Below are 11,912 nucleotides of genomic sequence, written 5' to 3' on the forward strand. Positions count from 1 at the left end.
CGTTGCTTCGCAACGCTTTCAAAAATTTCCTTGGTTTGGGTTTGAGCGCAATGCGCTGTAGTTCTACCGTGATCGCCATGTCTCTTTAATGGTGTGCGATTCAAATTAGAACTAACCTTAGCAAGAATCTTAGAACTATTTAAAATTATTCTTTACAAATATGACCAGATTATTTTCAGACGTTATACCCGCACCTTCTAATCCCAATCCCGAGCCCTTAAAACTTAGCTGGACATCAATAGCGTTCTTTTCCATCTTCCATATTTTAGCGCTATTGGCTCCTTGGTATTTCTCATGGTCAGCCTTAGGAGTTACGATTCTGTTGCATTGGTTTTTGGGAAGTATTGGGATCTGCTTGGGCTATCACCGTTTATTAAGCCATCGCAGTTTTCACGTCCCCAAATGGTTAGAATATGCGATCGCCTTAGTCGGTGCAGCCGCACTACAGGGGGGACCAATATTTTGGATTGCGGGTCATCGCCTTCACCACGCCCATACAGAGGATATGGAGCTTGATCCTTACTCTGCGCGCCGAGGATTTTGGTGGAGCCATATGCTATGGATACTTTACCCAAAACCCGACTTTTTTAACTTAGATAAATATGGCAGATATGCCCCCGATCTCGTGCGCGATCCCTTCTATGTCTGGTTAGATAAATACTTTTTACTACTGCAAATTCCTTTAGGGCTTGGCTTATATCTCCTCGGCGGTTGGTCTTACATTATCTGGGGCATGTGTCTAAGATCAGTTTTACTATGGCACAGCACTTGGTTTATTAACTCAGTTACCCACATGTGGGGCTACCGCACCTTTGAGACTAATGATAATTCACGCAATCTCTGGTGGGCCGCGATCGTTACCTATGGCGAAGGATGGCACAACAATCACCATGCCTATCCCCATGTGGCAAAGGCGGGCTGGCGTTGGTGGGAAGTTGATGTGACTTGGTGGGCTATTCAAATGCTGAAGAGCCTAGGCTTAGCAACTAAAGTAGTTATGCCACCCACCCTGAAAAATCAAACCTGAAAAATCAAACCTGAAAAATTAAACCTGAAAAATTAAAAAAGGGTGAGATGCTTTGCATCTCACCCTTTTTTATGCGATCGCCATCACCTGTTCGATCACGGTTTTTCTTGCCCATTTATCGGCTTCGAGAATATCTTCAAGTTCGGGCTTAGATATGCAGTTATGGCGATCGCATACATGTTTGATCAAATCTGCAATCTGAACATAGCGAATTCGCTCTTGTAAAAACAGTTCCACTACTTGCTCATTGGCAGCATTCAACACCGCAGGCATGGTTCCCCCAGCACGACCTGCGGCGTAGGCTAGTTCCATACAGGGATACTTCTGATGATCGGGGGCGCGGAAGGTCAAGGTGCCACACTTAACCAGATCGAGACGCTCCCATTGGGTAGGAAGGCGATCGGGATAGGAGAGGGAATAGAGCAAAGGTAACCGCATATCAGGAATACCAAGTTGCGCTAATACTGAAGTGTCTTCTAATTCAATGAGGGAGTGAATAATGCTTTGGGGATGGATCACGATCTCAATCTGATCATAATTCACGCCAAAGAGATAATGAGCTTCGATCACTTCCAAACCTTTATTCATTAAGGTGGCTGAGTCGATCGTAATTTTTTTACCCATAGCCCAGTTAGGATGCTTTAAGGCATCAGCGACAGTAACGGAGGCTAGCTCCTCGGTGGGGCGATCGCGAAAGGCTCCGCCTGAAGCCGTGAGAATAATCCGTCGCAATCCCCCTTCTGGCACTCCCTGCAAGCATTGAAAAATTGCCGAATGCTCGGAATCCGCAGGCAATAGTTTCACACCATGTTTTTGCACCAAAGGTACGACCACTTCGCCGCCTGCGATTAAAGTCTCTTTATTGGCTAGTGCAATATTTTTACCTGCTTTAATGGCGGCAATTGTTGGCAATAGCCCTGCACAGCCGACAATCCCCGTTACCACAGCCTCCGAGTCACCATAGGCGGCAACTGTTTCTACTCCCTCGGCTCCTGCTAGCAGGATTGGTTTTGTGGAAAGGTCAGCGATCGCCTCTTTTAATTCTGCAAGTTTCGTTTCGTTAGCGATCGCCACAATTTCGGGCTGAAACTGGCGAATTTGCCTTGCGAAAAGGTCAATATTTCCCCCTGCTGTCATTCCCACCACCTGAAATTTTTCAGGATACTCGGCAACAATATCTAACGTTTGCGTACCAATCGAGCCAGTGGAGCCAAGCAGGGTAATGCGTTTCATAGGAAATTTTTTATTAATATTTATTATCTAATCATTAAAGTCTTGCATAGTTTTTTGAGCGATCGCGATCGAAGTCAAAATTTGATATAGCTTTAACCAAGGATATGAATGGCGGCGCTTCGCACCGCCATTCTCTGTTTGCTTTTTGAGACAAAAACAAAACCCAGAAGAGTGTTGCGGCGCTTCGCGCCGCAACACTCTTCTGGGTTTTCTGTCTTAACTTATTTAGCTATAGCCATAATTTATGCCCCACAAGTATGATCTCAAGTATGGGCTTTCCCAAAAAACTGGATTGTAGCCGCAAATATTAATTTGTTTTAAGTTATCTCACAATCTAAGCAACGAATGTAAACCTCTACGATAAACTTGGTTTTAAACATCCCGTGCCTATTTTTCTTTTAGATAGGTACATATAATTGATTGGAGCAATAGCAATATGTCGCATGCAGTCAAAATTTATGACACCTGTATCGGCTGCACACAATGCGTGCGAGCCTGTCCTTGTGATGTTTTGGAAATGGTTCCTTGGGATGGATGCAAAGCGGCTCAAATCGCTTCTTCTCCCCGTACCGAGGACTGCATTGGTTGCAAACGTTGCGAAACTGCTTGCCCCACTGACTTCCTAAGCGTCCGTGTCTATCTTGGTGCTGAAACCAGCCGCAGCATGGGTCTTACCTACTAATTTCGATAATTTTTATGATTATTTTTTAGTAAGTTAGATTCTTGTTTATTTTTCATTAAGTGCAATTATTCTTTATCCTGCATTTAGATTTAGGCGTGCCGATTGGTACGCCTAAATTGTTTTTTATCCCAAAAGGTACGCATACTCCCTTCCCAGTGAAAAATTAGACGTTGCGGCGCTTTGCGCCGCAACGCTAATTCTTGGTTTTGTATGTCTATTTCTTTGGTGGGAAGGGAGTAGGTAGCTAGCCATAATTAATTACAAACCAAAACCCGTAAAGTTGCGCCCCTAAGGGGCGCAACTTTACGGGTTTGCACAAGTGCTTAGCGTAACTTTTGATTCAGCAAAGGCACGCATAGCGTGCCTTTACTATTGCCTTTACTATGAGTGATGGCTTTTTTGATTTTTTCTATGCTTGATATTTTCGATCAACTACCAGATGGTTTATTGGATCTTGAATCCACTCAACTTTGGCAATTACTCCATCGTCCCACCCTGATCCACATCGCAGGCGATCGCCAACCCGCGTTATTTGTTTCGATTTTGTTACATGGCAATGAAACGACCAGTTGGCTAGCGATGCGCGAGTTGCTTCGTAAATATCAACACCAAAGACTACCGCGATCGCTTTCCTTATTTATCGGCAATATTGAGGGGGCAAGATATCGCCTGAGGCATTTAGATAACCAACCTGATTACAATCGCATTTGGCAAATTGAGGAAGGCTCTGAGGCATTACCAGAGCAGATCGTGGCGCAAAAAGTAATTAGGGAAATGCGATCGCGGGGAGTATTTGCAAGTATCGACATTCACAACAATACAGGCAGAAATCCCCACTATGGATGTATTCCTAGCCTAGACAAGCATTCCCTGCATCTAGCGCGACTGTTCGATAAAACTGTGGTGCATTACACCAGCCCCAAAACATTGCAGTCCTGTGCTTTTAGTGAATTTTGTCCCGCGATCGTTTTGGAATGCGGACAGCCCGATCGCCCAGAGGGAACTAGCCATGCACTAGCCTATGTGGAAACCTGCCTCAATCTTGATAGTTTCGATCGCTTGCCCGATGCCGCGATCGCCGATATCGATCTGTTTCACACCGTAGCGATCGTCAAAATCCCCCATGAGATTAATTTCAGCTTTATAGGCGAGCCTGACGATGACATCACTTTTCCCGCTGAGATGGATTGCTTAAATTTTTGTGAATTACCCATTGGGAAAAGCTTCGGTAAAGCGAAAACTGCAAGAGCCTATCTCTCGACTGTAAGCGAAAATGGAGAAGAAAAAAGCGATCGCTATTTCCAAATTCAAAATGGAGAGATCTTGCTGCAAAAGCCTGTAATGCCATCAATGATCACCCTTGACAGCAATATTATTCGCCAAGATTGCCTCTGCTACTTAATGGAACGTTTACCACTTCCCTAAGGGTTACGGCGCATAATTAACCTCCAAAATATGAGTGGTGGAGCTTCGCACCACCACTCATATTTTGGGGTTTAATTATGCCTAACTACTTAGCGACCAAAGGGAAACTTAAACGGTAAAGGCTTGATGAGGGCTAGTTCTGCAATCATCTGTTCGTGTAAATGACCATTAGTTGCCAACAATCTTCCCGATTTAGGAAGGTGCTCGCTACCATCATAAGCAGTGACAATCCCACCCGCCTCTCGCACGATAACTACCCCTGCCGCTAAATCCCATAGCGACAAGCCTCGCTCCCAATAACCATCTAAACGACCGCAGGCAACATAGGCTAAATCCATCGCCGCCGAACCTCCACGCCGCACCCCTTGGGTAAGATGGGTGAAATGACAGAATTCCGCATAGTTATTATCCTCAACAAGCGTGCGATCGTAAGCAAAGCCCGTTACGAGTAAACTACGGCTGAGTTCTACGGTTTTAGAAACATGAATTGGCAACCGATTACGGGTTGCTCCTAAACCCGTCGCCGCTCGAAAAATTTCGTCACGAAAGGGATCGTAAATCGCACCTACGGAAGGAATTCCATCCACAAGTAAGGCGATCGATACCGATGAGAAGGGATATTGGTGAGCATAATTGGTCGTACCATCCAAAGGATCGATCGCCCATAAATAAATACTCTCAGTATTGCCTAATACACCTGATTCTTCAGCCAAAATTCCATGATCGGGAAAATGGCGCTGCAAAATTGAGAGAACCATTGCTTCCGATTCTTTATCAGCGATCGTCACCAAATCCCCTGGACGTTTTTCCTCAATATTTTCTTGAAGATTTCCCCAGTAGGATTTGAGAATTGCACCTCCCGCACAAGCCGCCTCGGTAGCGATATCTAAGAAAGTTTGCAGTTGCTCTTGACTAACTGAAGCTAGCGAATTTGTCATGATCTTAGGGTAAGAATTTGGATAGAAATTGAGTTAGCAAGTAACTAGAAACCTAGAAGAGCATACCGCCCGCGTAGCGGGCGGTATGCTCTTCTAGGTTTTGGGTTTTAATTCTGCCTAGCTACTTAATACCAGAAATCACTCGATCAGGGTCGGGTGGCAAGTTTTTTGAGGAGAAACTCGTGATTCACAAACCTCCAGTCTCATCCGATTTCACCAGAGATATCACTCTGGATCTCACCAGATTGGTGGTGTTCATCAAGTGACGATCGCTGCGAGAATAACAGGGCATTTCATTTATGAAGATTCATGTTGTAATTCTTCATCTTTTGTTACATTTTGATCAAATCATAAATTCAGCCTACTACTGTCCACCCTAACCTCTTCACATTCTCAAGTAATACTCCATGAAGCCCTCTTGGAAATTCTCCCTGTTATCAGCAACGATCGCCAGTATGATCGCCAGTACGATCGCCACTTTAGTCCCACCTTCAGCGATCGCCACTTCCACTTCCCCAAACACCCCAGTCGATCAGACTAATGCCAAAGAAGCGGAAGAACTTTGCGGTAAGCCAACCCTAGATTATCTCACCCAGCACAAAGTCAAACAAGGTGAAACCCTAGAGGCGATCGCCAAGAAATACGAACTCAAAGTCGCAACTTTAATGGGGCTAAATCCTGAAGTCCGCAATGGCGAAGTCAGCGCAGGTCAAATCCTATCAATTCCCCCTCTAGATGGTTTGACCTATCGCTTTAAAAACGATGAAAACTACACAACTGTTGCCAAAAAATACAATATTCGCGCCGACGTGCTCTTCGAGCGCAATGGCTGCCAACGCAAACCCCAAGTAGTATTCGTGCCTGGAGCATTATGGAAACCCGATCCCGTGCCCTTCAATGCGGCGATCGCTTCTAAAGGATCTGGCAACCCCGATGTCATTTTTCAAACAGGTGGTTATCCTCTGCCCTACGGCGTACCTGTCACATCTCCCTATGGCTGGCGCATGAATCCCGTCACGGCTTTTTGGTCATTTCACAGCGGCATTGACCTCGGCGCACCCTATGGCACTCCTGTACTCGCCGCCAAAGCAGGACGGGTAGACTATGCAGGTTGGGGGGATGGTTACGGCAATTTAGTCGAACTCGATCACGGCTCCACAGGTACACGTTATGCCCACCTCGCCGCTATTTACGTCAGCCAAGGTCAAAATGTCGCTCAAGGTCAGCAACTCGGCATTGTCGGCTCCACAGGGCGATCGACAGGGCCCCACTTGCACTTTGAGATTATGGTTCCCTCAGGCGATGGTTGGGTAGCCCTCGACCCAGCACCATATTTAAATCGCATCGCCGCAGCTATAACCAACTTACCCTTACTGTAAGTCGAGTAAGCCAGTTTAGTAATTTTTTATCCATGTCACAAAAGGGGGCGAGCTTTACGCGACCTCTTTTGTCGAATCAAAAAGCCAAATATGAGTGGCGACGCTTCGCGTCGCCACTCATATTTGGCTTTTTATGTCCTAAGAAAACCTTACGTTGCTATATAAGCGCATATTCACAAGCGCTTGTGAACATATGCATTTGTAAATATGTGTAACTAAACCTTTGCCTTGGCGATCACCCAGAAATACAGTTCGCTAGCATAGGCTGTGACGGGCGATACTCCATACGCCATTAAAAATTTCTTACCCAATCTTCAAAACCCTCATAAACACGACTATGACCTTTTCCCCCAGTGCCATTGCTTTGCTCGTATACGGAATTATCGCCATCGTGGGTGGCATCATCGGCTTTGCCAAGAGCAAAAGCCAAGCATCGATCATCTCAGGCAGCATTAGTGGTGTGGGACTGTTAATTGCAGGAACAGCCGTCGCCAAAAACTTAGAGTGGGGCAAAATTGCTGGTATGGCGATCGCCGCTCTTTTGGTGATCGTATTTATCGTGCGCCTAATCAAAACAAAAAAATTTATGCCCGCAGGCTTAATGATCCTCGGAGGAGCCGCAACCCTTTGCGCAGCAATACTTCCAAGCTAATCGATCTAGCTTTTCAACTCTAGTGATAACATAAGAAATGTTAAGAAGTGTGATGAAGAAAAGCTTGTAGACAACGCAATGCTTCAAAATGTTTTGGTAATCATTGCTTTGACAAAGAAACCTTCCATGTCAGACAAGCCCCAAACTTTTGTAAGCGCCCTTAGGGCATTACTAAAGCAAAGGAAATTCTGCATGGTACGGCATCACATCAATCGTTTTTATTCACATTTTTGATTGGAGAAAAAATTAAATGAGCGTAGTCACGAAGTCCATCGTGAATGCAGATGCTGAAGCACGTTACCTCAGCCCTGGTGAACTAGATCGCATTAAGGGCTTTGTAAGCTCTGGCGAGCGTCGTCTTCGCATTGCCCAAACCTTGACCGAATCCCGCGAGCGCATCGTTAAGCAAGCTGGCGATCAACTATTCCAAAAGCGTCCTGATGTTGTTTCTCCTGGTGGAAATGCATACGGCGAACAAATGACCGCTACTTGCCTACGCGACTTGGACTACTACCTCCGCTTGGTAACCTACGGAGTTGTATCTGGTGATGTCACCCCTATCGAAGAAATCGGTCTAGTTGGCGTTAAGGAAATGTACAATTCCTTGGGCACTCCTATTCCTGGTGTTGCTGAAGGCGTACGTGGTTTGAAGAACGCAGCATCCGCTTTGTTGTCTGGTGAAGATGCAGCCGAAGCTGGCTACTACTTTGACTATGTCATCGGTGCAATGCAGTAGATCGGTTCTAGATTTGTTTTAATATTTTTAAAGCACTTCTTTTTAAAGAACTTCGGATTTCTTAATTTCTAAATTCAAAAAACTAATTGCAAACCTAAAAAATATATTAAAATGGCACAAGACGCAATTACCTCAGTTATTAATTCCGCCGACGTTCAAGGTAAGTACCTTGATGCAGCTTCTCTAGAAAAGCTAAAGGGCTATTTTGCAACTGGCGAACTTCGCGTTCGTGCATCCGCAGCGATCGCCGCTAACTCTGCAACCATCGTTAAAGAAGCAGTTGCTAAGTCTCTCTTGTACTCTGATGTCACCCGTCCCGGTGGCAACATGTACACCACCCGTCGTTATGCCGCATGTATCCGCGACCTCGACTACTACCTCCGTTACGCAACCTACGCAATGCTTGCTGGTGATGCTTCGATTCTTGACGAGCGCGTACTTAATGGCTTGAAAGAAACCTACAACTCCCTTGGAGTACCTGTAGTTTCTACAATCCAAGCTATTCAAGCGATCAAAGAAGTTGCTGCTAGCATCGTTGGTTCTGAAGCTGGTAAGGAATTGGGTGTATATCTCGATTACATCAGCTCTGGCTTGAGCTAATTGCCGATATAGCTTTAGACTTTGTTTTTTGCCTCAAGTAAAAAATAAAGTACTGTATTTACAGAGCTGTATTTACAAGGCGGCGATGGTAGGTAGCTAAAGCTCCTATCTCGCCGCCAATGTTTATATCTGTCTAAAAAATTTCTTTGTAATTCATCTTTAAATAACTGGCTCTGAAGGAGATTGCCGCTATGCGGAGTTTTAAAATCACTGCTTGTGTACCTAGTCAAACTCGTATTCGTACACAACGAGAGTTGCAAAATACCTATTTCACCAAGCTAGTGTCCTATGACAACTGGTTTGCTGAGCAGCAACGCATTATGAAAATGGGTGGCAAGATTATCAAAGTTGAACTAGCTACTGGCAAGCAAGGCACCAATACTGGCTTGCTTTAATTTTCTTTTTTGTCCCAAAACTCAAAAGCCACTGAATTATAAACATTCAGTGGCTTTTGAGTTTTAGAACTTAGCCCTATCTATGGTTACCCCAAAGGCATGGCGGCGCTTTGCGCCGCCATGCCTTTGGGGTTTAATACCAAGTTAAGAAATGGCTACGCCATTTCTTAACTTGAAAACCCTTACTAATGTGAGTTAGAGATAATTGACGTTATTCCAAGCAAACCTGCTAATTGCAACAATTGGCAGCAAAATTGCGATCGCTACAGGCTTACTTATCGTCATCATAAGGAATACTTTTAAATTTTTTTGACAAAAATATTTCTTTGGGTATATCTAAGAAAAATGTTTGTCATGATACAGTTTTCTCAATAACTTTAAAGTATTGTTACGTTATGTTGACACAGTGACCAACATCTACTTGTCAAGCAACTTCAATGCATCGGTTAAGGTCATAGTTTAGTGTCATTGATTGATTCGTAAAAGAGGTACATATGAGTGACTTACCTATCGAAAAGCAATTTACCCATATGATGTTTTGCCAACAAATCCAAAACATCGATCTAGATGCAGCGAAGCAACTCCTTACAGAGTTACATATGCTTTATTTGGGTCAGCAAGCCGTTATGGTAAAAATTGCGAAGCAAGAGTTTTTAGGGGGAATATAACCTACAAATCACAAATGAGATGAGAGTTAGTCCTGCTAATTCTTATCTCATCTTTCGAGGATATTAGTTATCGCTGCGAACAAATTAGAAACAATCTGATTTGGTTTGTACTTTATGATTTGCGTATGATTGCGAATACCACTTAAGACGGCGATCGCAGGTACATTATAGGTTTGAGCAGCTATAATATCTGCCTCCGTATCGCCAATCATCCATTGCTCCTGTACAGATGGCAATTGGGTCTGAGCAAGTTTCATTAACTTGGGTTTATCCTGAGTATCAACAGTTTTTACATAGTCGTCATCAAGGCAAAAAATACGATCGCTATTGAAAAAACGCCTTAAATTATATCGATCTAGTACGGGTTCTAATTCGCGACGACGACGCATAGTCATGACTGCCAGATCGATCCCTGCCGCTTGAGCTTTTTCCAAGGCAGGAACTGCATTTTCAAGGATTTGATCGTAGGCGAAATACGGATCTGTATGGACAGTAGCTCGCCGAAGATGGGCAAAGGCGATCGCTTGTTTTTCTTCAATAAAGCCCGTGAGATTGGCAATCTCCTTTTCTGGCACTTGAGATCGCTTTAATTCCCAGAACTCCGACTTAGAAAGAATTTTAAGCTCTTGGGTGGGACGAGCTATTTTCTCTGAGCAATAGAGATAAACTTGGTAATAGCGATCGGACACATCCATGATCGGCCCGTCAAAATCTGTAAATATGCGTCTTGTCATATTTTTAAAAGCTATTGCACCTAACAATAAAAACCAGTAATACCAATTCACAAAAGTGGGACAACACTTTTGTGAATTAAAAACTAAACCTAGTAAGAGTCTCCAAGTTAAGAAATGGCTATGCCATTTCTTAACTTGGTATAACAGAAACTCTAAAGCCAGATCACACTTTAACGAAGAGTTGCTGTCCTTCGACTTTTGCGGATAAAAAAGTCCCACCTTATCTAGCTTCAGACCGAAAATATAGAGCCATAGCTAAGCGCCGCCTATGTCTTCGGCTTAGCTAATGTCATATCGGCTTGAAGCATGATCAGAAAGAGCAGAAATTGCGATCGGCATCAGACCAATAAAATATCGGGTTCGGAAATCCAAGCCCCATAGACATTTAAGATCTTATTTATTAAAAGCTGAGATTGCGCAGAAGTTGCTTGAGGATAAGTAAGCCACATGCCACCGATTTGACTTCCTAAATAGCTGAATTCCTTACTATCTTGCCAAAATAGTTCGGCTTTCACATCCTCAATCTGCTCGATATGGGAGGCTAGCTCTCGATACATCGCCAGAGCAATATCAGGGTTATAAATAATCTTGCAACGTATAATCGCTAATTCCCCGCTAGGCACTTTCTAATTCCTGCCCCAAATCCTTTGCATCTAAAACGTTAATAACTGGCGGCGTGCCAATTATGCAGCAGTTAACTTCATCAATACAGACTTTTCCCCATTGTAGAGCCCATCTTACCAGTGAGACCCTATTGTCAGTCTTGGTTTTGGTCAATATATTACTAATGTGATTATCTACAGTACGTTTGCTAATCGCTAGCTTTAGCGCGATATCTTGATTAGTTAAACCTGCGGCAACTAATTCAATCACTTGTAGCTCTCGCTCTGACAAGACAATTGATGAATTGGTGATTACAGTTTGATTTGATTCGGCGGGGTTGGTCATGATAACGAGGTTAATTTGCGCCAATGTTTCTGAATTATACTCATTCTGGCGGTTAACTAATGAGTATAATTTCTTATTCGGGATTGTGTCAATTAATTAAGTTTCCCCAGTAACTTATTAAACGAGGATTATATGGTAGGAATTAGTGGCGCTCTGCACCGCCCATCCCTACCTATTTAGCACTAATACCAATTTCCAAAATGGTATTGCCATTTTGGAAATCTCAAAACCTTACTGGGTCTGTTTTTTAATGCACTGAAGTGTTGGCTCACTGCAATGAATTGGTATAAGTAGCTCAGCATAATTAAAATCCAGATCTAGTACCAAAACTAAAAATGGCTACGCCATTTTTAGTTTCTCAAACCCTTACTAGGTTTGTTTTTTATAGCTTAGCTATATTCACTTAAGTCAGGACATCAAATCCAATATAGAGTTGCGGCGCGAAGCGCCGCAACTCTATATTGGATTTGATTTTTGTTCTAACATGACTGAACT

General features: G+C 43.7%; 14 protein-coding genes. 9 read left to right on the forward strand and 5 right to left on the reverse strand.

The features are described 5' to 3' along the window. Positions 1-160: 160 nt before the first annotated feature. On the forward strand, positions 161-1,027 hold the full coding sequence (locus tag PSE7429_RS17605) for an acyl-CoA desaturase (RefSeq protein WP_009628654.1): 867 nt from the start codon (positions 161-163) through the stop codon (positions 1,025-1,027). Positions 1,028-1,096: 69 nt separating this feature from the next. On the opposite strand, the gene PSE7429_RS17610 is transcribed toward PSE7429_RS17605, so the two are convergent. Then, positions 1,097-2,260, reverse strand: a complete 1,164-nt coding sequence (locus PSE7429_RS17610; protein WP_009628655.1) for a 1-deoxy-D-xylulose-5-phosphate reductoisomerase — start codon at positions 2,258-2,260, stop codon at positions 1,097-1,099. 436 nt (positions 2,261-2,696) lie between these two features. On the opposite strand from PSE7429_RS17610, the gene psaC reads away from it, so the two are divergent. Beyond that, positions 2,697-2,942: a photosystem I iron-sulfur center protein PsaC gene (gene psaC / locus PSE7429_RS17615; protein ID WP_009628656.1), complete on the forward strand. Its 246-nt coding sequence runs from the start codon at positions 2,697-2,699 to the stop codon at positions 2,940-2,942. A gap of 411 nt (positions 2,943-3,353) precedes the next feature. Beyond that, a complete protein-coding gene (locus tag PSE7429_RS17620; protein WP_009628657.1) occupies positions 3,354-4,367 on the forward strand; it encodes a M14 family metallopeptidase in 1,014 nt (337 codons plus the stop codon). Positions 4,368-4,456: 89 nt separating this feature from the next. Here PSE7429_RS17620 and PSE7429_RS17625 read toward each other — a convergent pair whose 3' ends face one another. Beyond that, entirely contained in the window at positions 4,457-5,305 is an 849-nt protein-coding gene (locus PSE7429_RS17625) for an inositol monophosphatase family protein (protein ID WP_009628658.1), read from the reverse strand. Between the two features lie 407 nt (positions 5,306-5,712). On the opposite strand from PSE7429_RS17625, the gene PSE7429_RS17630 reads away from it, so the two are divergent. From PSE7429_RS17630 to PSE7429_RS26655, 6 genes are all read left to right on the forward strand, one after another. Beyond that, positions 5,713-6,684, forward strand: a complete 972-nt coding sequence (locus PSE7429_RS17630) for a M23 family metallopeptidase (protein ID WP_009628659.1) — start codon at positions 5,713-5,715, stop codon at positions 6,682-6,684. Between the two features lie 337 nt (positions 6,685-7,021). Then, on the forward strand, positions 7,022-7,336 hold the full coding sequence (locus tag PSE7429_RS17635; protein ID WP_009628661.1) for a TMEM14 family protein: 315 nt from the start codon (positions 7,022-7,024) through the stop codon (positions 7,334-7,336). 250 nt (positions 7,337-7,586) lie between these two features. Then, complete coding sequence (gene apcA, locus PSE7429_RS17640; protein ID WP_009628662.1) at positions 7,587-8,072, forward strand: allophycocyanin subunit alpha; 486 nt, start codon at positions 7,587-7,589, stop codon at positions 8,070-8,072. A gap of 111 nt (positions 8,073-8,183) precedes the next feature. After that, positions 8,184-8,672, forward strand: a complete 489-nt coding sequence (gene apcB / locus PSE7429_RS17645; protein WP_009628663.1) for an allophycocyanin subunit beta — start codon at positions 8,184-8,186, stop codon at positions 8,670-8,672. Between the two features lie 191 nt (positions 8,673-8,863). Continuing rightward, a complete protein-coding gene (locus PSE7429_RS17650) occupies positions 8,864-9,067 on the forward strand; it encodes a phycobilisome linker polypeptide (RefSeq protein WP_009628664.1) in 204 nt (67 codons plus the stop codon). Positions 9,068-9,561: 494 nt separating this feature from the next. After that, a complete protein-coding gene (locus tag PSE7429_RS26655; protein WP_009628665.1) occupies positions 9,562-9,735 on the forward strand; it encodes a hypothetical protein in 174 nt (57 codons plus the stop codon). Between the two features lie 47 nt (positions 9,736-9,782). Here PSE7429_RS26655 and PSE7429_RS17655 read toward each other — a convergent pair whose 3' ends face one another. The 3 genes from PSE7429_RS17655 to pedR form a co-directional block, all read right to left on the reverse strand. Then, positions 9,783-10,469 (reverse strand): HAD family hydrolase, encoded by a 687-nt coding sequence (locus PSE7429_RS17655; RefSeq protein WP_040689351.1) that lies wholly within the window; start codon positions 10,467-10,469, stop codon positions 9,783-9,785. 338 nt (positions 10,470-10,807) lie between these two features. Beyond that, complete coding sequence (locus PSE7429_RS17660) at positions 10,808-11,092, reverse strand: hypothetical protein (RefSeq protein WP_009628667.1); 285 nt, start codon at positions 11,090-11,092, stop codon at positions 10,808-10,810. After that, entirely contained in the window at positions 11,085-11,417 is a 333-nt protein-coding gene (gene pedR, locus PSE7429_RS17665; protein ID WP_009628668.1) for a photosynthetic electron transport-dependent transcriptional regulator PedR, read from the reverse strand. Before pedR ends, PSE7429_RS17660 begins: the two co-directional genes overlap by 8 nt. Between the last annotated feature and the right edge of the window lie 495 nt (positions 11,418-11,912).

Origin of the sequence: Pseudanabaena biceps PCC 7429 (assembly GCF_000332215.1) — a bacterium.
In the GTDB taxonomy this organism is placed as follows: domain Bacteria; phylum Cyanobacteriota; class Cyanobacteriia; order Pseudanabaenales; family Pseudanabaenaceae; genus Pseudanabaena; species Pseudanabaena biceps.